Origin of the sequence: Chryseobacterium gotjawalense (assembly GCF_030012525.1) — a bacterium.
In the GTDB taxonomy this organism is placed as follows: Bacteria; Bacteroidota; Bacteroidia; order Flavobacteriales; family Weeksellaceae; genus Kaistella; species Kaistella gotjawalense.
This window is the reverse complement of record NZ_CP124855.1, coordinates 1,079,423-1,101,332: the sequence shown is the minus strand read 5'-3', so window position 1 is coordinate 1,101,332 and position 21,910 is coordinate 1,079,423. Positions and strand designations below refer to the sequence as shown.

General features: G+C 37.7%; 19 protein-coding genes. 12 read left to right on the top strand and 7 right to left on the bottom strand.

Features of this window, described 5'->3' with window-relative positions:
* The first annotated feature begins 169 nt into the window (after positions 1 to 169).
* Both purC and purF read left to right on the top strand, forming a co-directional pair.
* A complete protein-coding gene (purC, locus tag QGN23_RS05010; RefSeq protein WP_282905910.1) occupies positions 170 to 889 on the top strand; it encodes a phosphoribosylaminoimidazolesuccinocarboxamide synthase in 720 nt (239 codons plus the stop codon).
* Positions 890 to 969: 80 nt separating this feature from the next.
* Positions 970 to 2,460 (top strand): amidophosphoribosyltransferase, encoded by a 1,491-nt coding sequence (gene purF / locus QGN23_RS05005; protein WP_282905909.1) that lies wholly within the window; start codon positions 970 to 972, stop codon positions 2,458 to 2,460.
* Between the two features lie 59 nt (positions 2,461 to 2,519).
* On the opposite strand, the gene QGN23_RS05000 is transcribed toward purF, so the two are convergent.
* Positions 2,520 to 3,146, bottom strand: a complete 627-nt coding sequence (locus QGN23_RS05000; protein WP_282905908.1) for a porin family protein — start codon at positions 3,144 to 3,146, stop codon at positions 2,520 to 2,522.
* 295 nt (positions 3,147 to 3,441) lie between these two features.
* Positions 3,442 to 4,482 carry a 3-dehydroquinate synthase gene (gene aroB, locus QGN23_RS04995; protein WP_282905907.1) on the bottom strand — a complete coding sequence of 347 codons (1,041 nt, stop codon included), beginning with the start codon at positions 4,480 to 4,482 and terminating at the stop codon, positions 3,442 to 3,444.
* Positions 4,483 to 4,572: 90 nt separating this feature from the next.
* On the opposite strand from aroB, the gene QGN23_RS04990 reads away from it, so the two are divergent.
* The 5 genes from QGN23_RS04990 (at position 4,573) to kbl (ending at position 13,329) form a co-directional block, all read left to right on the top strand.
* Positions 4,573 to 5,742 (top strand): proline dehydrogenase family protein, encoded by a 1,170-nt coding sequence (locus tag QGN23_RS04990; protein WP_282905906.1) that lies wholly within the window; start codon positions 4,573 to 4,575, stop codon positions 5,740 to 5,742.
* A 228-nt stretch (positions 5,743 to 5,970) separates the two neighbouring features.
* The gene (gene priA, locus QGN23_RS04985) at positions 5,971 to 8,424 is read left to right on the top strand and encodes a replication restart helicase PriA (RefSeq protein ID WP_282906366.1); all 2,454 of its coding nucleotides are present in this window, start codon (positions 5,971 to 5,973) and stop codon (positions 8,422 to 8,424) included.
* 152 nt (positions 8,425 to 8,576) lie between these two features.
* Positions 8,577 to 10,028: a D-alanyl-D-alanine carboxypeptidase/D-alanyl-D-alanine endopeptidase gene (dacB, locus tag QGN23_RS04980; protein ID WP_282905905.1), complete on the top strand. Its 1,452-nt coding sequence runs from the start codon at positions 8,577 to 8,579 to the stop codon at positions 10,026 to 10,028.
* Between the two features lie 79 nt (positions 10,029 to 10,107).
* On the top strand, positions 10,108 to 12,039 hold the full coding sequence (locus tag QGN23_RS04975; RefSeq protein WP_282905904.1) for a M1 family aminopeptidase: 1,932 nt from the start codon (positions 10,108 to 10,110) through the stop codon (positions 12,037 to 12,039).
* A gap of 96 nt (positions 12,040 to 12,135) precedes the next feature.
* Positions 12,136 to 13,329, top strand: coding sequence for a glycine C-acetyltransferase (gene kbl, locus QGN23_RS04970; RefSeq protein WP_282905903.1), 1,194 nt, complete (start codon positions 12,136 to 12,138; stop codon positions 13,327 to 13,329).
* Positions 13,330 to 13,418: 89 nt separating this feature from the next.
* Here the strand turns inward: kbl and QGN23_RS04965 are convergent, their stop codons facing one another.
* A complete protein-coding gene (locus QGN23_RS04965; RefSeq protein WP_282905902.1) occupies positions 13,419 to 13,568 on the bottom strand; it encodes a type II toxin-antitoxin system RelE/ParE family toxin in 150 nt (49 codons plus the stop codon).
* 171 nt (positions 13,569 to 13,739) lie between these two features.
* On the opposite strand from QGN23_RS04965, the gene QGN23_RS04960 reads away from it, so the two are divergent.
* Positions 13,740 to 14,168, top strand: coding sequence for a DUF4268 domain-containing protein (locus QGN23_RS04960; protein ID WP_282905901.1), 429 nt, complete (start codon positions 13,740 to 13,742; stop codon positions 14,166 to 14,168).
* Between the two features lie 318 nt (positions 14,169 to 14,486).
* Here QGN23_RS04960 and gldG read toward each other — a convergent pair whose 3' ends face one another.
* From gldG to QGN23_RS04940, 4 genes are all read right to left on the bottom strand, one after another.
* On the bottom strand, positions 14,487 to 16,142 hold the full coding sequence (gldG, locus tag QGN23_RS04955) for a gliding motility-associated ABC transporter substrate-binding protein GldG (RefSeq protein WP_282905900.1): 1,656 nt from the start codon (positions 16,140 to 16,142) through the stop codon (positions 14,487 to 14,489).
* 24 nt (positions 16,143 to 16,166) lie between these two features.
* Entirely contained in the window at positions 16,167 to 16,895 is a 729-nt protein-coding gene (locus tag QGN23_RS04950) for an ABC transporter permease subunit (RefSeq protein ID WP_282905899.1), read from the bottom strand.
* An 82-nt stretch (positions 16,896 to 16,977) separates the two neighbouring features.
* Positions 16,978 to 17,523, bottom strand: coding sequence for a CopD family protein (locus QGN23_RS04945; protein WP_282905898.1), 546 nt, complete (start codon positions 17,521 to 17,523; stop codon positions 16,978 to 16,980).
* A gap of 117 nt (positions 17,524 to 17,640) precedes the next feature.
* Positions 17,641 to 18,468 carry an SAM hydrolase/SAM-dependent halogenase family protein gene (locus QGN23_RS04940; RefSeq protein WP_282905897.1) on the bottom strand — a complete coding sequence of 276 codons (828 nt, stop codon included), beginning with the start codon at positions 18,466 to 18,468 and terminating at the stop codon, positions 17,641 to 17,643.
* Positions 18,469 to 18,596: 128 nt separating this feature from the next.
* On the opposite strand from QGN23_RS04940, the gene QGN23_RS04935 reads away from it, so the two are divergent.
* The 4 genes from QGN23_RS04935 to QGN23_RS04920 all read left to right on the top strand — a co-directional run bounded on the left by QGN23_RS04935 (position 18,597) and on the right by QGN23_RS04920 (position 21,905).
* Positions 18,597 to 19,556 carry a PhoH family protein gene (locus tag QGN23_RS04935; RefSeq protein ID WP_282905896.1) on the top strand — a complete coding sequence of 320 codons (960 nt, stop codon included), beginning with the start codon at positions 18,597 to 18,599 and terminating at the stop codon, positions 19,554 to 19,556.
* A 310-nt stretch (positions 19,557 to 19,866) separates the two neighbouring features.
* The gene (locus QGN23_RS04930) at positions 19,867 to 20,346 is read left to right on the top strand and encodes a hypothetical protein (protein WP_282905895.1); all 480 of its coding nucleotides are present in this window, start codon (positions 19,867 to 19,869) and stop codon (positions 20,344 to 20,346) included.
* Between the two features lie 280 nt (positions 20,347 to 20,626).
* Positions 20,627 to 21,010: an HU family DNA-binding protein gene (locus QGN23_RS04925; RefSeq protein ID WP_282905894.1), complete on the top strand. Its 384-nt coding sequence runs from the start codon at positions 20,627 to 20,629 to the stop codon at positions 21,008 to 21,010.
* Between the two features lie 313 nt (positions 21,011 to 21,323).
* On the top strand, positions 21,324 to 21,905 hold the full coding sequence (locus QGN23_RS04920; protein ID WP_282905893.1) for a hypothetical protein: 582 nt from the start codon (positions 21,324 to 21,326) through the stop codon (positions 21,903 to 21,905).
* Positions 21,906 to 21,910: the final 5 nt, after the last annotated feature.

Genomic DNA, 21,910 nt, shown 5'->3' with positions numbered 1-21,910 from the left:
AGATTTCAAGGGTTATAAGTTGTTCAAAAGCGGGCAAAATATAAGTTTAACATTTTGCAATCTTTTGTAATTTTTTTTCAAATATCTCTTTTGTGGCTTTTGCGGTAATAAAAGAAGGGTTTTTATTCAAGACTAAAAAGTAAAAAATAAATCAAATAAAAAAGTAAAAATGACAAAAGGAGCAATGCTTTATGAAGGAAAGGCAAAGCAGGTTTTCGAAACCGATCATCCGAACGAGGTGATTGTCCGTTTCAAAGATGATGCTACCGCTTTCAATGCACAGAAAAAAGGGAGTGTGGATTTAAAAGGTGAAATGAACAACGCAATTACCACGTTGATTTTCGACTATTTAAACCATAAAGGAATTCCAACTCACTTTATTAAAAAATTAGACGAGAGAGAACAACTCGTAAAAAAAGTACACATCATTCCATTGGAAATGGTGGTTCGCAATTACTCTGCCGGAAGTATGGCGCAGAGATTAGGCGTGGAAGAAGGAATTAAATCCCCAGTGACCATTTTCGATATCTGCTATAAAAGAGATGATCTTGGAGATCCTTTAATAAACGATCATCACGCTGTTTTTCTAGGCGCCGCGACTTACGATGAACTGGATGAGATGTATGAACTTTCTTCAGATATTAATGATATTCTGATTGAACTTTTTGATCAGATGAACATCATACTGGTAGATTTCAAAATCGAACTGGGTAAAGATTCCCATGGCAAAATAATTTTGGCCGACGAAATCTCGCCCGACACCTGCCGACTTTGGGACAAAGATACGATGAAGAAACTCGACAAAGACCGTTTCAGACGCGATCTGGGAGAAGTAACCGAAGCGTATGTGGAGATCTATGAAAGATTAAAAAAAGTATTAAACAAATAAAAATCATTGAAACACGAACTCGTGTTTTATTAATAAATCCAGCTTTCTCTTCTTCGGAGTGGGCTGGAGTGAGGATAAAAATGAAAGATTTACAACAATACAGAGAGGATTATTTTAATCAGTTTAAGGAAAATACGTACGGCAGAAATCTGCTCAAAACAGATGAGCCGTTTGACGCACCTGCTGAGGAATGCGGTATTTTCGGACTGTATTCCGACAATAATGTCGATACCTTTTCGCTTTCGCAGTTTGGTCTTTTTGCTTTGCAGCATCGTGGTCAGGAAGCGTGCGGTATTTCGGTGATGAAAAGCGGAAGAATTTTCAATATTAAAGATGAAGGGCTGGTTTTAGATGTATTTAAAGAAATACGGGAACCGGAAACCTTCATGGGGAATTCTGCCATCGGACATACGCGGTATACGACGGCTGGCGACAAGAAGAAATATAATTTCCAGCCATTTTTTGCCAAGAACGAATATGATCAAATCATTCTTTCGATTGCACACAACGGAAATTTAACCAATGCTGCAGAGTTAAAAAAAGAATTGGAAGCAGAAGGAGTCGTATTCAGAGCCACATCAGACTCTGAAGTTATTCTGAGATTAATTCAGAAACACCTGGATTTAGGCCTGCGTGCTGCCATCAAAACCACAATGGAGAAAATTGAAGGAGCGTATTCGGTCGTCGGAATGACCAGAAATAAATTCTTTGCATTCCGTGATTTTCACGGGATCCGCCCGTTGGTTTTAGGAGCAATTGATGAGAAAACGTATGTTGTCGCTTCCGAATCGGTAGCTTTAGATGCGGTCGGTGCGCAATATGTTAGGGATATTTTGCCTGGAGAAATTATTTATACCAATGAAAATGAAACCGGTTTACAAAGTTTTATGGTTAGAGAAAACTGTGAAAAAAGAACCTGCGCTTTCGAATATATTTATTTTGCCAGACCGGATTCCATCATGGAAGGACTTAATGTTCATGAAATCAGGGAAAAATCAGGGAAAAAAATTTGGGAGCAGGCACCTGTAGAAGCAGATATCGTCATCGGTGTTCCGGATTCGGGAGTTCCTGCGGCCATTGGTTTTTCAATCGCTTCCGGTATTCCGTTCCGTCCGGTTTTGATTAAGAACAGATACATCGGCAGAAGTTTTATCGTTCCGACTCAGGAAATGCGCGAGCGGATTGTCAATCTGAAACTTAATCCTATTATTTCTGAAATTAAAGGAAAAAGAGTCGTCATCATCGATGATTCAATTGTTCGCGGCACGACTTCCAAGCGGTTGGTGAAAATTCTGAAAGATGCCGGTGTAAGGGAAATTCACTTCCGCAGTGTTTCGCCTCCGATTATTGCACCGTGCTATTTAGGAATCGATACGCCAACAAAAGACGATTTGATTTCGGCCAATATGAGTGTAGAAGAATTGCGGAAATATTTAGGAGTTGATTCCCTGGAATTTCTGAGCATGGATCATCTCAAAGAAATCCTGGGCAGTTCTGATCATTGTTTTGGTTGCTTCACCGAAAAATATCCTGTTCAGGTAGGGCCAAATCCAGATTTTAAAGATGAATAAAAAAAAAAGGTTGGGAATTATTTCCCAACCTTTCTTATTAATATGTATGAAGTCTGTTTTTAGAATTTGTAAGCCAAACCTACTTGGAACGCGTTGTTTCTTTCTTTAACGTTGTTGTCTTTGTTAAAATCCGTAAGACCAGCAACATATCTCGCTGTTAAACCAACGTTAGGAGTAAAGTAATAACCGGCACCAATACCCAAGCCTACATTAAATCCGTTGATACTATCCTTGTAATTTCCGGACTCAGCTATAGTATTTCCGCTTGTTTCGTTCTTTTGCTTGTTTTTTGCACTAACCATCAAACCGAATTCTGGACCAGCTTCTAAATAAAATCCTGGTGTAGCATTATACTGAAACATAACAGGCAAAGCAACGTAATCTAAATGTCTCGCACTGGACACAGTTTGATTAGTAAGCAAACTTGCTCCTTCTCGTACTGTCTGTCCGCTTTGGCTGTATTTATCTCCATACTGAGTATAAATAAGCTCAGGTTGAATACTGAAATTAGTCGCTAACGGAGCGTTCATAAATACTCCCGCGTTAAAACCAATTTTACTTCCATTGTCTTGTAGACTTGCATCTGATGAAACGGAGGATACATTCATCCCACCTTTGATCCCGAACTGTTGTGCGAATGTCAATGAACTTATTGCAATTGCTGCACCTAATACTAACTTTTTCATAATGTTAAATTTTTCTGATTAATTTTACGTTTTTAATAACAGAATTTTATTTGTTTAAAAAATTAAATGTTTTAATTTCTAAAATAAGTAAATCCTGATTATCATTACATTTTTAATTTTGTTTTACGTGTCAGTACTTTCAAATGGTGTGCCAAAATCAGAATGGATTCCTGTAAATTAAACGATGGTTTAAATAGTATTTATTGTAAGTGTTTGTTTATTAGGTATTTGGATTTTAAATAAAATATCCTCAATCTCATTGAGATTAGGGATATTATTTAGTAAAATTTAGGATTTATTCTAATTTTTGATAATAAATTAACGCCTTTTTTATGTTTTCATTAGGAATGGAACAATCAAAAGTTGCATTTCCAATTCTTTTAATTAAAGAAAAATTAATATTTCCGAAAGAATTCTTTTTGTCATTTCTCATTAAATTTACTATTTCTTCCAATGAAAATTCAGTGATATCCAAATGAGGAAAGTATTTCCGGATCGCAGAAATGATCTGAGTTTCGGTTTCCTCTGAAATTAAACCCTGAAGTTTTGAAATTCTCGTTTCGCAGATCATGCCCATTGCCACGGCCTCACCATGCATGATGGCTTTTCCTTTTAAGAGAAATAAGCTTTCAATCGCATGACCAATGGTATGGCCGAAGTTTAATGTTTTCCGGATGTTTTGTTCTGTAAAATCCTGTTCAACCACATTCTGCTTAATCGTCATCGATCTTTCAATGAAAGGAAATATATTTTCTGACGTTAAATCTTTAATGGAAATTAAATCGTTCCAATGATTTTGATCTGCAATCAAACCATGTTTCAGCATTTCGGCAAAACCGCTTCTCAGTTCCTCAAAAGGTAGGGTATTCAAGAATTCAGGAAAGACAAAAATATGTTCCGGGTGTGCAAAAGTTCCGATAATGTTTTTCAGAAACTGATGGTCAATTCCGGTTTTTCCACCAATCGAAGCATCGCACATTCCTAAAAGGGTCGTTGGAATATTGATAAAAGGAATTCCTCTTTTATAAGTTGAAGCGATAAATCCGCCCATATCTGTAATCACGCCGCCACCCAAATTGATCATTAAAGCTTTGCGATCGGTTTCAAATTCGGTCAAAATTTCCCAAAGTTGCGCTGCCGTTTCTAGCGTTTTCAGTTCTTCACCCGCTTCGATTTCGATGATTTCAAAAGGGATTTCGGTTTCTAAATTTCCTAAAAGTATTGGGAGACAATATTCGTGGGTATTTTCATCCACTAAAATTAAAAGTTGAGTAGGTTCTAAGGTAGTGAGAAAATCGTTGAGTTGTGAGAAATCGTGGTCTAAAATTGAAATCATTGATGCTGAAATTTATCACAAAATTAAACTTTAATTTAGTTTTATCAATCCATTGAGTATTATTAAATTTGCTCTAATTTAAAAACTATTATGAGCATTTTCAACAATACCCAAATTGCCTTTGCAGACAAAACAGATTCTCAGCTGAAAAAAGCGTATTGGATGTTCAAGGCCATTGAACAACCGGTAATTACGAATTTTGGAATTTCTGCGCTGAATTTTACAGTCAGGAACAATTTTCCTTTCGTAACAGACATTGTGAAACAGACCTTGTTCGAGCAATTTTGTGGTGGCGAAACCCACGAAGAAAGTATGAAAGTAGTGAAGCAGATGTTTAAGCATCATGTGGGAAGTATTTTTGATTATGCCATTGAAGGAAAAGAAGAAGAAAAAGTTTTTGATGGTACGTGTACCGAAATCAAGCAAAACATCAAATTTGCCGAAGGAAATCCAGCGATTCCGTTTGTGGTTTTTAAACCAACAGGTTTTGGGCGGATTGAAATTTACGAAGAAGTTGGTAAAAATGTGGAACTAACGACTTCACAAAAAGAAGAGTGGGCGAGAGTCGTCAAAAGATATGAAGAAGTCTGTCAAATGGCTTTTGACAGAAATGTAATATTGATGATCGATGCCGAAGAAACCTGGATGCAGGACGCTACCGACGCTTTGGTGAATGAAATGATGGAAAAATTCAATAAAGAAAAAGCCATTGTCTGGAATACCATTCAAATGTACCGAACCGGCAGATTGGAATATATGGCGAAAGATTTAGAAAGAGCCAAAGGGAAAAACTATTTCCTGGGCTACAAATTCGTGCGTGGCGCTTATATGGAAAAAGAAAGAGAACGTGCCGCAACCATGAAATATCCTGATCCAATTCAGCCGACCAAACAGGCTTCTGACGATAATTATAATGCAGCGGTTGATTTTGTTTTAAATAATCTGAATAAAGTTTCTGCCTTTTTTGGAACCCATAACGAGAAATCAACAGAACTCGTGATGGATAAAATGAAAGCGATGGGCTTGCCTCACGATCATCCACAGATTTATTTTGGGCAGTTGTACGGAATGAGTGACAATATTACTTATTATTTAGGCGCAGAAAAATATAACGTTTGCAAATATCTTCCGTATGGTCCCGTAAAAGATGTGGTTCCTTATCTGACCAGAAGAGCGCAGGAAAATACTTCTGTAGCCGGACAAACAGGTAGAGAATTAGGTTTGATTCAAAAAGAATTAGACAGAAGGAACGGAAAATAAATTCAGATTTCCGTAGAAAAGGCTGATATTCCAGCATCAGATTTATTCCAATTTGACGGAAAAGAAACTTTGGAATCCGCACCAACGCTACCAATAAAAGGATCGGAACCTATTCCGGTCCTTTTTTATTAAATAAAGTCCATTGGTTTTAGCCGAAATTTATTTCTAAATTTGTACATTGAATTGTAGAAAATCATCACATCACCAAATCAACACATCACCAAAATCATCACATCAACTTTCGCCCAAGTTATTCTTCCCTTAAATTTAAAAGGAACTTTTACCTACAAAGTTCCCGATGAGCTTTTATCTTCCATTCAGATTGGAATGCGGGTTCTGGTCTCTTTTCGCGGAAAAAAAATTTATACGGGAATTGTTTTTGATCTCCATGACCAGGAGCCAGAAAATTTTGTACCGAAAGAAATTATCAATATTTTAGACGATTTCCCGATTTTGCCAAAGGAGCAGGTTCAGTTTTGGGATTGGCTATCAGGTTATTATCTTTGTAATCTTGGTGAAATTTACCGTTTTTCATTTCCGGGTTCTTTAAAATTGGAAAGTGAAACATATCTGAAATTAAAACCGAATGTCACCGTTGATTTCGAGAATTTAGATGTGAATGAAATGTATCTTATTCAGGCCTTAGAAGTTCGGCAGCTCATTAATGTGACGGAAATCGAAGCCTTCATTCCGAAAAGGGAAATCGTGAAAACCATTAATTCTTTAATCGATTTACAATACGTTGAAATTGATGAAAAAATAGCCGAAAAGTACAAAGCCAAAGAAGTAGCCTATTTAAAGATCAATGAAGAAACCGTAAAAAATTCCCATTTACCTGAAATCCTTTTGTCGCTGAAACGATCGCCCAAGCAGCAGGAGTTATTTCTACTGATTCTAGAAAAGCAGACAGAACATCCGGAAAAGGCGATTAAAAAATCGGAAGTTTTTGACGACGGGTATTTTGCCCATGCCCAGTTAAAATCGTTGCTTGAAAAAGATTTAGTTCAGGAATATTACCTCCAGAAAGACCGGCTGCAAAGTTATGAAGGCGAAACCGAAGATTTAGAAAAACTGAGTGATATTCAGCTTCAGGCAAAATCTGAAATTGATGATGCCTTCGAACAGGGAAAAAATGTTTTGCTACACGGCGTTACTTCTTCCGGGAAAACCCACGTTTATCTGGAGAAAATAGAAGAAACGGTGGATGACGGGAAAAACGTTTTATTTCTGCTTCCCGAGATTTCTCTGACCAAACAGATTGTTCAGCGTTTAGAGAAGAAATACGGCAGGCAGTTGGGATATTACCATCAGAAACTGACCGATTTCGAAAAGGTTGAAGTATGGCGCAGAATTAAAAATAATGATATTAAAATCCTTATCGGTACAAGGAATGCTCTGTTTTTGCCTTATCAGAATTTAGGATTAATTGTGGTTGATGAAGAGCATGATTCGAGTTATAAACCACGGGAAATTTCTCCGTTTTTTAATGCAAAAGATGCTGCTCAGGTTTTAGCGAAATTTTACAAGGCCAATGTAATATTAGGTTCTGCGACGCCCTCTGTAGAATCGTATTACGCCGCGAAAAAAGAAAAACTGAAATATGTTTATTTAGGCGAACGTTTTGGAAATGTGAAAATTCCGGAATTCGAACTGATTAATTTTAAAGAAGCGCAGGATACTAAAAAATTAGTCGGTAGTTTTTCTCTTCATTTAATTGATGAAATAAGAAAAGAACTCGATCATAAAAAACAAACCATGATTCTCCATAACCGTCGTGGTTACGCCAATGTGGTCGAATGTGAGACCTGTGGCTACGTTAATTACTGCTCAAATTGTGATGTCGTGATGACCTATCATAAATTTTCAAATGAAATGAAATGTCATTATTGCGGGCAAAAAGCGGCAAAACCAAAAGCCTGTCCGAAATGTCATTCTGAGAAATTGAATGTAAGAGGAGTTGGGGTAGAACAGATTCACGAAGAAGTTTCGAGACTTTTTCCCGACGCAGAAGTCGATCGGATGGATGTGGATTCCATGCGCAAAAAATTTGCTTACGAGAAATTATACGAAAAAATAGAAGAAGGCGAAACGGATATTGTTGTCGGTACGCAGATGATTTCCAAAGGGTTGGATTTTGAGAATATAGAACTGGTCGCAATCCCAAAAGCAGACTCCTTATTATATGTACAGGATTTTCGGGCAGAAGAGAGAGCGTTTCAGCTGATCACGCAGGTTTCAGGCCGTGCAGGCCGGCTTTCAGGAAACGGCAAGGTTTTAATTCAAACCTATAATCCGCAACATTCTATTTTTCAGTTATTAAAAGAGCACGATTCGCCCAACATTTATAAACATTTGTTGACGGAGCGCAAGAAGTTTCTGTATCCGCCGTTCGTTAAATTAATTATGATTGAATTGAAGCACCGCCGTGAAGATAAGGTCAATCGTGCTTCCCAGTTTTTAGGATCAATTCTCAGGAAATATTTACCGGAAGAATGCATTCTCGGTCCTGAAAAATCACCGATCGGTAAACTGAATTTAATGTATCAGTACCAACTTTTACTCAAATTGCCGCGCGGTAAAAAATATGCAGAGTATAAAGATCTGGTCGGCAAAAGTTTGGCGGAGTTTGATGAGATTACCGCTTACCATTCTATAAAAAAGGTGATTTTTGTTGACTTTTAACAAAGTTTAACAGTAGTTACCACCTTTTTAGCACCGTTAAATCACTGTGCTTCAACAATATTTTATACTTTTGAGCGTTAAAGAAATGTTTTGCGGCAGAATCGTATTCTTTCATGCAAAAGCATTCATAGATAATCAAATAATAAAATTAAATGATTAACATCAAAAAAATTCTGGTTTCTTCTGCAATCGCAGTTTCTGCATTTGCATTTGGGCAGGGAACCTTCGCTTCTACCAATTATCCTCAATCTTACGACAGTCAAAATTCGAATAGTTCTAAAGAGTCCGCTGAAAAACTTCTCAGCGCAAAAGAACTCGTAGATATCAAGCTGAATTCCATGATGAACGATCCTGTTTTGCGAAACGCAAACTGGGGTTTTGTAGTATATGATCCGAAAACAAAGAAAATCATCAGTTCTTATAATGAGAACGCTTCTCTGATTCCGGCTTCTACTACGAAGTTGTTGACCACAGAAACGGCGATGAATCTTTTGGGTGAAAACTTCAAGTGGATCACTCAGCTAGAATATTCCGGTGAAATCGAAGACGGGGTTCTTAAAGGGAATTTGTACATCGTAGGAAGCGGCGATCCTTCGCTGGGAACCAATAAAGCGGGCGCTGGTTCCTATAGTCAGATTATTTCTGAATTTATTTCCGCTGCCAAAGAAAAAGGAATTAAGAAAATCAATGGCGATATTATCATTCAGACCGGTGTTTTTAAATTAAATAAATCCCAGTCATTACCGGAAAATATTGTTTGGCTTGAAAACGGAAATTATTATTTACCCGTAGGAACGACGCGCGAAATCAATCCTCAAAATGAAAAGTTGATTGCCAAAAAATCGAATCCTTTTTCAGAAAATAAAAACTATTATTACATCTCGCCGTATATTGGTCAAATGGTGTATGCCGATAAATTTGATGGTGGCTATCTGACGACCAAATTACCGGATGCTCCTGCCTATCTGGCGAACAGCCTGCGTGCAGCCATGCTGAAAAGTGGTTTGCCTGTGGTGGGAAAAGTGGTGACAAAAAGTACAGATCCAAATCCTGAGAAACGGGAAGTAATCACGACATATCAATCACCAAGTTTAGCAGAAATCATCATGTACACCAATCAGCACAGTGATAATGCTCTGGCAGAAGCAACCTTGAGAATGGTTGGTTTTCAGAAACTGGGTGACCAAACTTTGGAAGCGGGAAGAATAGTGGTAAATAATCATTTAAAATCAGTCGGTTTCGAAACTGACGGTTTAAATTACTTCGATGGAAGCGGACTTTCAAGAGCAAATGTGGTGACTCCAATTTCTCAGGTAAAGTTTTTAGCGAATTTGATGAACGAAAAATATTACAAAACCTTTCATGAAACCTTGCCAGTAGGCGGACAAACCGGGACATTAAAAAGAATGTTTAATACTACCGGAAACGGGCAGGTTTTTGCCAAAACAGGCACATTAAATAAAGTAAAAACCTTAGCCGGATATATGAAAACAAATTCCGGTAAAACATTAGTTTTCTCTTTGCTCATTAACAATTATGCCGGTTCTGTAGATCAAGTGAAAACCAAAATGGAACAAATCCTGGAGCCCACTTTAAATCTCTGATTGTTTATTTAATTAAAATAACAGCCTTTCAATATAATTGAAAGGTTTTTTTTACCTTTATCAGTAAATAATTTAATCAATGAAACAATTTTATATAATTGCGTTAATATTATGTTTCGGGCACCTGTTTGCGCAGAACGAAGAGGCAGAAAGAAAAAGCATGATCCGAAATGAAACGCAGCGCTATTCGAAAATGATTAATTACAATGTGAACCCAAACACTTTGAATTATGATTTGAAATATCAAAGACTGGATTTGGACCTGGATCCGGGACAACGTTTTGTGAGCGGAACAGTAACGAGTCATTTTGTTCCGAATCAAAATATTTCCGCGATTTATTTTGATTTTTCAAATGCGCTGACGGTTTCCGAAGTAAAATACCATGGCGCCAATCTTACTTTTGCCCAACTGCCAACCAAAGAACTGAAAATTGATTTTCCGGCCAGCCTCGTGTCGGTTACTTTGGATTCGCTGTCGATTAAGTATTCCGGCGTTCCCAGTACTGCGGGAAGTGCAGGAGATGCTTTTACGGTTTCCACACAAAGCGGAACCCCGGTTCTTTTTACACTTTCTGAACCTTACGGTGCGCAGGAATGGTTTCCTACCAAGCAAAGCATGAATGATAAAATAGAGAAAGTCGATATCAGGATTACCACTCCGGCGCAATACAATGTCGCTTCAAACGGTAAATTGTTTTCCGAAACAATCTTACCAGGGAATAAAAAATTAACTTTTTGGCAAACCAATTATCCGATTCCTGCCTACTTAATTGCTTTGGGAATTACCAATTATACAAAGATTAATGACACGATGGGAACGCCGCCTTTTCCCTTTGTGAATTACGTATATCCTTCTACGGCAAATAACAGTGGCATCATGTCCAATATTAACTGGACGAAAGATATCATGAATATTTTCGAAGAATATTTTGGCGCTTATCCGTACAGAAATGAAAAATATGGCCACATGGAATTCGGCTGGGGTGGAGGTATGGAGCATTCTACCATGTCATCCATGGGATCCTGGGGCAAAGGAATTATCGCTCACGAACTGGCCCATCAGTGGTTTGGTGATAAAGTAACCTGCGGCGCCTGGAACGACATTTGGCTCAACGAAGGGTTTGCAACCTATGGTGAGCACCTTGCCAACGAAAAATTATTAATGACCAATATCCAGTTCATGAATTATCTGGCGAATGAAATGAACAGTATTACCAGCTCGCCGGGCGGAAGCGTGTATGTTGCTGATGGTAATTTAGGAAGCACCAATTCTGTTTTTGACAGCCGGTTAAGTTATTCAAAAGGAGGATATGTTTTAAGAATGATGAAGTGGATTCTAGGCGATGCCGCTTTTTATAAAGCTTTAAAAGAATATCATTCCCAACCCAATCTTGCTTATAATTATGCAAGAACTGAAGATCTAAAAAATGCGGTGCTTCAGTCAACAGGCAGGGATTTTTCCGAATTTTTCAACGACTGGATTTACGGCCAGGGATATCCGTCCTATCAAATAAAATGGAATCAGACGCCGGATAAAGTCATCCGTTTTAAAGTGGGCCAAACGCAAAGTCATTCGTCCGTGAGTTTCTTTGAAATGCCTTTGCCGACTAAAGTGACCGGAACTGGTGGGGAAATTGCTTATTTGGTTTTAAATAACAATTTAAATAATCAAAGTTTTGCAGAAGCGCTTACTTTCAATGTAGCTTCAGTGCAATTTAATTATGAAAATCAAATTATTACCAAAGGTTCAACAGTAACAAAAGATACTTCGATTCTTTCCGTAAATGATACGGCCAAAAATGAAATCAGAATTTATCCAAATCCGGTGAAAGACCGACTTTCTGTAGCTGGAATTACCAAAGATGAATCGTATGAAATTTTCAGCCTCGATGGGAAATTGGTGAAATCAGGAACACTTACTTCAAAAACTTCAATTGGTGTAAACGCCCTTCCGAAAGGCGTTTATATTTTGAATATGGCCAATAAAACTTTAAAGTTTATTAAAGAATAATCGGGTTGTCTTTACAATATGGATGTAATAACAAATTGATAAAAGCACTTGAAACAGTGCTTTTTTTTGTATTTTAGCATTTCAAAATAATTAAATATGATTTCTAAAAATTATCTGGAAAATTTACAGGACGAACTTCAAAATATTAAAAATGACGGTTTGTTTAAGACCGAAAGAATCATTACTTCACAACAATCAGCGGTGATTGAAGCCAACGGGAAGACACTTTTGAATTTCTGTGCCAATAACTATTTGGGATTGTCTAATCATCCCGGAGTGATGAAAGCTTCCCAGGATATGATTGAAAGTCACGGTTACGGAATGTCTTCGGTGCGTTTCATCTGTGGAACTCAGGATATTCATAAAGAATTGGAAGCGAAGATTTCAGCGTTTCTGGGATTGGAAGATACCATTTTATATGCGGCGTGTTTTGATGCCAACGGCGGCGTTTTCGAGCCCTTATTTTCTGATCAGGATGCCATTATTTCTGATGAACTGAATCACGCTTCAATTATCGATGGCGTGCGACTTTGCAAAGCAGCAAGATACCGTTACAAGAATAACAATATGGCAGATTTGGAAGAGCAGTTAAAAGCTGCTTCCGAAAAGAATCACCGTTTCAAAATCATCGTAACCGATGGCGTTTTCTCAATGGACGGAATTGTTGCCGATTTGAAAGGAGTATGTGATTTGGCCGATAAATACGATGCTTTGGTAATGGTTGATGATTCTCACGCCACCGGATTCATCGGTAAAACCGGCCGTGGAACGCACGAAGCCAATGAAGTCATGGGAAGAGTAGATATCATCACTTCAACTTTAGGAAAAGCTTTAGGCGGCGCGCTTGGTGGATTTACTTCCGGAAAAAAAGAAATCATCGATATGTTGAGACAGCGTTCAAGACCTTATTTGTTTTCGAATTCTTTGGCTCCGGGAATCGTGGGTGCAGCCATCAAAGTTTTGGATATGATTTCCGACGATACTACTTTGAGAGATCAAGTGATGGAGAATGCCGAATATTTCAGGAAAGAAATGAAAGCCAAAGGTTTCGATATTCCTGATGGCGATGCAGCGATTGTTCCGGTAATGTTGTACGACGCCCCATTAGCCCAAAAAATGGCAGAAAAATTAATGGATGAAGGAATTTATGTCATCGGATTTTTCTATCCTGTAGTACCCAAAGGAAAAGCGAGAATCCGTGTGCAACTTTCTGCTTCCCATACCAGAGAACACTTAGATAAAGCGATTGCCGCTTTTGAAAAAGTAGGAAAGGATTTGGGAGTGATTTGATGCTATGAAAATCAATTATTTAAAACCGACAGCATTGCATTGACCAAAATAAAATAAGAATATAGCGGGTTGGCTTTAGCCCGCTTTTTTCATTCCGGGTTTTCCTGTATTTTCTCTAAACTTTCATTGATTTTATCAAGTAATTTTTTCGGTAATTTCTCGCCTTCTTCTTTATACCACTCAAGTGCTTTTTTAATATCATTCCCGGCTTCTGGCTTTATAATCAGATCATATTCCATATTCTTTTTTCAGTTCCTGTACGCTTTGTCCGACGGTGATTGATCTAAGCTTCTTTGCAAAGTTTTTTTGTGCCTCATTTTCGGGTGTGGCTTTTATTCAAACATTTAATGTACCTGGATTAGTTAAAATATGATATTTTGATTAAGTTAGCAGCTGATTAATTTTATTGAATGTTTAGCAAGCAAGAAGCACAACAAGTTAGAAAAGAATTCTGGATCGCGTTTGGGAAAAGTTTTCCCCGAAAGTGGATTTTGTATAATACCAAGATTAAAGATTTTGCCTTTAAATTTAATGCTGATCCAAAGAAAGCCGAAGTTTCACTGGATATAGAAATAAACGATGAACTCTTTCGCAATGCTTATTTCGAGAAGATGTGGTCGCTGGAATCTATTTTGGAAGAGGAATTAGGTTCCATTCACAAAGACGAATTTTATACTTTAGAAAACGGAAAAGTGATTTCCAGGTTTTGGATCACCAAAGAAAATGTTTCGATTTATAATAAAAATACCTGGCAGGAGATTTTCAAGTTTTTTGTAGAAAAAATGGATGGGTTTGAACGGGTGTTTTATGAATATGAGGATTTTATCAAAGATATTTAGGGTGCCACGAATTCACGAATTTTAAATGAATTGCCACGAATACACTAATTTTTAAATGAATTCTTGGTTTTAAGACATTGTTAAAGACGGTGCAATCTGTAAAATCCGTGGTATATTTTACCAAAAAACCTTTAAGATCTATTCTTGAAGGTTTTTATTTATCGAAACTTTTATTAAAGATATTTAGGGGTGCCACGAATACACGAATTTTTAAATGAATTCTTGGTTTTAAGACATTGTTAAAGTCGGTGAAATCTGTAAAATCCGCAGTATTATTTAAGCAAAAAACCTTTAAAATTCATTCTTGAAGATTTTTATTTAATCAAATTTTCTTTTTCGCCACCAGTAAAAGAATCCGGCCAACAATCCGATAATTGCTAAAGGAAGCAATAAATTAATCCATTGCCAATCGGTTTTTTCTCCGTCGATTCTTTGTCGGTCGAGTAATCTTGCTTCGATATTTCGGTTTCTTAATTCCATTAAATTAGAATCGTCTAAAAGGAAATCGAGGGCATTTCTCAGAAACTGTTCATTGCCATACGATTGTTTGGTGAGCAAATCTTCACCGAGTGGGAGCGGTTTTCCTTTGTAGATTTGATTTCTTCCCACATCACCGTCAGCGATAATAATCATTTTATTTTCCGGACTTTGTGCCTTGAAATTCGGGTAGATGGTTCGCTCACTTCTGGTGGCATAAGCGGAACTGAATTTGCCTTCCAAACTGACTGCGAATATTTTTGGCTGTGTAGGTTTATCGGCTTCGCTCAGGGAATCGGTACGGACGATTTCTGCAAGCGCCACGTAATTGGGAACCTGTTTGATATTCGTTCTTTCACTGGATTCAAATAAAACTTTTGTCTTAATATTTTTGCGTCCTAAAGTATCAATGGAAGTCGGAAATTCAAATTTTACAGGATTGATATTTTTGGTAACCGGATTTTTATTCTCAGCAATTCCTAAAGGAAAATAAGGCCACAGAAAACTGCTGTATTGTGGATTTCCGGCAACTTCACCCGAGACGATTCTAATGAGCGCATATTTTTTCATATCCTTTACCAAGCCAGCATTTAATCGGATCCCATAATTAAAAAAGAAATCGGTTAAGTTCACATCCATCGGATAAGCCATGATTTTTTTGGCGTGAAAAAGCGTGTCCATTTCAGCATTCACGGCATCGATCATCCAGAGGGTTTTTCCACCGTTCATGATGTATTGATCCAGAATGACCTTTTCATTTTCGGTAAAAGCTTTTCTCGGTTTTGCGATGACCAAAGCATCCATGTGCTGAAGTTGTGGTACATCAGCGTAAGTCAATTCCATTTGATTTTTTGGAATAATCGGTCCGGCGTTATAATTTTCCAAAGCCATCTCCATAAACCCGCGGAATTCTTCGGGACGGAGTTCATCCTGATTGATGAGAATACCAATATTTTTTTTATGATCCTGAGTGATGTTTTTAATATTCGAAACAAAATTATATTCCAGGTTTTCGATCGATTTACTCAACTGTTCAGAAGCATCAATTCCGGTTAAATTCACGATTAACGGAATTGACGTTCCGTGCGAATCATATTTAAGGACCGCATAGGGAAACATGACAATTTCCGAAATCCTGCCTTCCTTCATATCCGGTAAAATGGAAGGTTGCATTCCCATGGCTGCCAAAGTATCTTTCGACATTTTGGTCTTAATGGGATCGATGAACCGGTAATCTATTTTTGGATTCACTTTTCGGAATTCTTCCAGAATGAATTTTGTTTCGTTCTGTAACTGACGGAAACTCGCCGGAAAATCACCCGCCAGATAGACCTCAAAGGTCAAAGGTTTGGTCACAGACTTCAAAACTTTAACTGTAGAAGCAGAAAGCGTGTATCTTTTCTCCTGAGTTAAATCGAAACGTTTCGAAAAAATTCCGAAAGTTCCCATTAATAAAAACAGAGCAATTATACTGTAGAGAAGGTTTTTTTTGTTCATTTTTAAAAGCGGTAAATACGGTAATTACTTTTTCTTTTCTACAAAAATTTTAGCGAGAAACAGACAAATCCCAATCACCAGAAGGAAATAAAATAGATCTCTTGTATCGATCAATCCTCTGGTAAAGGCCAGAAAATGTTGATAAAAGCCAATATTGGAAAGGAAATAATCAGCGCCACCCAATAATTTATAACTGGCCAACTGTTCAATTCCGAAATACAAAAAGAAGGACAGGAAAACGCCGAGCAGGTAAGCCATAATTTGGTTTTGCGAGAGCGATGAAGCTAAGATTCCCACTGCGGAAAAAGCGGCAATTAAAATGATTAAACCAAAATAACTTCCGAAAGTGGCTCCTAAATCGATATTCCCTTCCGGAACGCCTAAAACATAAACGGTATATAAATAAACGAGCGAAGGAAGCAAACATAAAATGCCGACCAACCAAACCGATAGAAATTTACCAATGATGATATCGGATGTTTTTATGGGTTGTGAAAAAAGCCAGTTCAGCGTTCCGGATTGCTGTTCTTCTGCCAGCGTCTTCATTGAAATTGCCGGAATGATGAACATTAAAAGCCAGGGGACCAGCACGAAATAACTCTGCAAAGTCGCCGACCCAATCTCGAAAATATTGGAATCATTATCAAAGAAAAATAAGAAAAGCGACCCGATTAAACTGAAAGCCCCAATAATTAACCAGGCGCTCCAGTTTCCGAAATAAGTCCAAAATTCTTTTTTAAATATTGCAATCATGTAATACGTTGAGTTTATTGCTAAGTTTGAGGTTGAGTTGCGTGATACGAGGTTCGAGGCTTAAAAAATTCACCATTCACCATTACTTATTCTTCTTATTCACCAACTTCACCGTCGTCATAATCAAAAGTACCAGAACGATAAATCCGACAATTAATTGCCACCAGTATTCGATGACCATTGATTTTAAAATTACGGTAAAGACCACTAAAAATAATATAAAAGTAGCAATTTCATTCGCCTGCCGAAGTTTAATATTTTCAATAGGAAGAATATTGCCGTGAAGATTTTTGATTTGTAAAACTTTTTTCCAGCACCAGTAATGATAAACCGCAAGACCGACTAAGAAAGTCAGTTTCAGATGAAACCAGGGAGTTTTCATTAAACCAAAGTTGAGGAAAATCATTGTTAAACCCGTGACCAGCATAATAATTCCGGCCGGAACGGTAATGATATTCCATAATCTGCGCGCCATAAAAACATATTGTTCACGAAGAACCTGTTTTTTATTTTCCTCAAACTCATCGGTGTCTTTATAATAGACAAAAATGCGGGCGAGATAAAAAATCCCTGCAAAATAACTGACCATAAAAATGATGTGAACAGCTTTGATAATGGTATAAAGCATCTGAAAAATTTAGAGACAAAGATAAAGGAATTATCTAATAAATTGGAAATTCGGATTTAACCGCTTCTAAAATGGTAAATTTTCTGCGTCTGAAGGAAATACCGATTTTTTTTGGGTTTATTGATATTCGATAAAGATGCTTTCGCCGACCTGCAAACCGAAAAGCGTTCTGGCACCGCTTTCGCCATTTCCTTTATAGATGGTCAATTCCAGTAAGCCGGCGTCGTTAAATACCGCAGCCGCTTTCCCGTGAAATTCCTGCTCCTTCGTCCAGTCGTGCACCAGATCTGTGTATTGATTATGTATTCTGGACAGTGCTAAATTTCTAAACTTTAAAATAAAGTTTTCATAACCGATTCCGCTTTTCTCAAAGAATTTTTTGGTAATATTCGAGACCACATTTCCGAAATTATCGATATACATAATTTCGCCAATCAGCATTTTTTCACTTTCGATAAAAACCGCGCGCGGAAAGGAAAGTTGTTTCGGATTTTTATAAGGTCGCCCAATAACTTCCGGCAAACCGCCATTTTGAAGATGCACCGCAACCGGCGCAAAGATATCGGTTGAGGTAAATGAGACTTCATCATCAAAACGGTTATTAAAGGTGATCTCATATACCGCTTCGGGATTGATGTCATAGAAAATCAAACTCAAAACTCCATTATCCGCAGCGATGAAATAATGATCATCTGCTTTATAAAGAATGCATTTTCTTTCTTTGGTGTAGAAACTGTCTACCGAGATAATGTGTACCGTACCTTTTGGAAAATAAGAATAGGCATTTCTCACGATATACGCGGTTTGCAACAGATTGTATGCCTGTATCTGATGGGTAATATCGACAATAGTGACATCTTCCTTTAAATTCAAAATAGTGCCTTTCACAGAAGCAACTCTGTGATCGACCAATCCGTAATCTGAAGTGAAGGTTATAACTGACATGTTTATTTTTAGGAAAGCACAAATTTAGTCTAAAAAAAATATTATACGCCTCTTTGTGGAAAAGTTAGCCCGATATTTGAATAAAAAATAATACTTTTAATAAAAATAAAAATTAAAACTACCAATCAATGTTTGAACTGAAATACGAGATTGAAGGCATCGATGCCAAAACTTTTTATGGAGTCAATAACCAATATTTTAATTTATTAAAATCAAAATTTCCAACCTTGAAAATTACCGGAAGAGATCAGTCGATCTCCGCTCTGGGAACTCGGGATGCACTCGATGTGCTGAAGACGAAGTTGGATGATGTAGTGGGTTTTATTTCGAAATACCATTCAATTACCTTACAGGATTTTGAAAGCCTTTTGAGTTTGAAAGATGAAGCCGAAAAGCAAATTGTTTTCGACCAGGATATTATTGTAAAAGGAGTGAACGGTAAAATTATAAAAGCAAAAACCACCAATCTGAAAAAATTGGTAAGAGCCTCTCAGACGAAAGATATGGTATTTGCAATCGGTCCGGCCGGAACAGGAAAAACGTACACAAGCGTTGCGCTGGCCGTACGGGCTTTGCGGGATAAAGAAGTGAAGAGGATAATTTTGACCAGACCAGCCGTAGAAGCCGGTGAAAGTCTGGGTTTTCTGCCCGGCGATTTAAAAGAAAAATTAGATCCTTATTTACAGCCACTTTATGATGCCCTTCGCGATATGATTCCTCATGAAAAGCTGGAGGGTTTGATCGAAAAAAATGTCATTGAAGTGGCGCCGCTCGCTTTTATGAGAGGGCGGACTCTGGATGAAGCGTTCGTTATTCTGGACGAGGCTCAGAACACGACCCATTCCCAGATGAAGATGTTTCTTACCAGAATGGGCATGAATGCTAAATTCATAATCACGGGTGATCCAACGCAGATTGACTTACCAATGCGGCAAAAATCCGGTCTGAAGGAGGCCATGCGAATCCTGAAAGATGTAGGTGAAATTGGCTTCGTGCACCTTACGGACGAAGATGTGGTAAGACACCCGGTCGTTCGTAAAATCATCAATGCTTACGTAAAAGAGGAAATAAGGCAGCGGGAAGAGTAGGACCGGTTTTTCCAAATAAATCTCTTTTTTACTTACTTTATCCAAAAAGTAAAATCAGGGAACATCTCAATAAAACTGTTGTGAGCTCTTATCGTGAAAATTTTGCAAGAGTAAAAAATAAACTACGGATAGAAAAAACTGAAATGCCTGTTTAAATACAATAAAAATTCCTTTAGAATACAGAGATTGTGTTTTTTTGAGATTAAATTATTTTAATCAGAATAGTGTTTACGGTATAAAATATTTGTTAATACTTTGTTATTTTTAAAAAATAGTTTTACATTTACTAAACAAAATAAAATTAAAAACCATGAAAAAAGTATTGTTAGTAGGTGCTATTGCACTTTTTGGAGCAGTGAATGCTCAGACGGCAGGAAATTTTAAATTAGGTGCTCATATCGGGTTACCTGTTGGTGATTCCAGTTCTTCGAGTAGTGTATTAATCGGAGCAGATGCAGCTTACCTATGGCCCGTTGCAGCCGAGTTCAATTTGGGACTTGCCACAGGATATTCCGCCTGGATAGGGAAAAGTGGTTATGATACCGTAAGTATGATTCCAGTTGCGGCAGCAGCAGAATACAAATTTTCACCACAGTTCAGTGTAGGTATTGATCTTGGCTATGGTTTTCTCTTTTCAAATGGAGACAGTACAGGTGGATTTTATTATCAACCGAAAGCGGCTTATCATTTCGGGCCAAGTGAAGTGTATGTAGGATATTTGGCGGTTTCTAAATCCGGAAATACCGCAGGTGCTGTTAATTTAGGATATGCTTACTCTTTTGGCCAGTAATTTCTTTTAACTTTAATACCAGCCGCTCTGTTGAGTGGCTTTTTTTTTGGCTACCTGATCAATGTTGTAATGAGAAGTGATGAGAAGAAAACTGAAGTTGGGCCAAATTATCCGCCATAAAATTTTTATTGAATAAAATTTAAACAGGCTCTTATTATACTCTTTATTTTTTACAGTAACCTTTGGAAAAATCACCGCGGTGAAAATAATAAATCACCGCGGTGAAATTTGGAAAAGACCGCGGTGTTTCTTAGTTTTAGGTTTTAAAAAACAAACTGATATGCCTGCAAAATTTATTACCACCAAGAAGACGGTTCCTTCCGGACCGGAAATGAAGGAACTGTATTGTGCCACCCTGGTGAAAAACCGGGAAGTGAACCTCCACGAAATTGCTGAGGCCCTGTCCGAGAGCAGCACCCTGAACCCGGTGGACTGCTACGGGGTGATGGTAGGCATGGCCGCGCAGATCGCAAAACACCTGCAGGAGGGAAATGTCGTGAACATTGAATTTCTCGGCACTTTCAGGATCAGGGCCAAATCCACCGCGGTGGAATCTCCGGAACTGGTCTCCGAAAAAACGATTGGTAAACCCTCGGTCAACTTCCGCCCCTCTGTCCTGATGAAACAGCGGATTTCCAAAACACAGTTTGTACCTAAAAAATAGATTATTTCCATTAATGAACTCATCATGGAAACCTCTAAAAATAGGGTCAAATTAACCGCCATAAAATTTTTATTGAATAAAATTAAATTGGCTTTAACTAAGGTCAATATTACTTTTTAATGCAGTAAATGCGCAATTATAAATTCCAATGCCTGGAAAAAACTGTTCTTTCATGATAAAAACATTCCATTGGTTTATTGAAACAGCATCGAAAATAGCAACTTGAATGATCATACAAGGCTCGATTCTTGCAGCTTAACTCAGGTAAGCGTAATTTTTATTAAAGGAAATTCGAATCATAAAAAAAATTATTATGAAAAAATTTTTAATTGCAGGGATTTTTGCTTTTTTAGGAAACCCTGCTGATGCGCAGTTACAAAAAGGCAATTGGATGGTGGGTGGTGAAGTGGCCGCCGCTAATTTCGGACTCAATAAGGGAGCGGGTTACAATTTTCAGGTGACGCCGCAAGTTGCTTTTTTTGTAAAAGATAATTGGGCGGTCGGCCCATACGTTAGATTAGGATTTTCCGGAGCAAAATCGTCGCCGACCACGTTTACTTATGGAGTAGGAGCGCTGTCCAGGTATTATTTTTCTTCAGGAGAAGAAGGAATGGATAGTTTAGTGAGACACGGCAGATTCTTCGTGGAAGGCAATGCGGGAATAGGTGGAACTACGATTTCAGATGGCGGAGCTTCGGCAAACGGTTTAGACTTAGGAATTGGTCCTGGATATACTTATTTTCTTACCTCTGATATCGGCTTAGACGCTTCCGTGAAACTGAACGGGAATTTAGGTTTTGGAAATAGAGGAACTACTTCTGCGATCGATTTTAGATTAGGTTTAAATATTTTCTTGCCACCGGGCAGAGCGATGAAAGATTTCAAATCTGAATAAAATTA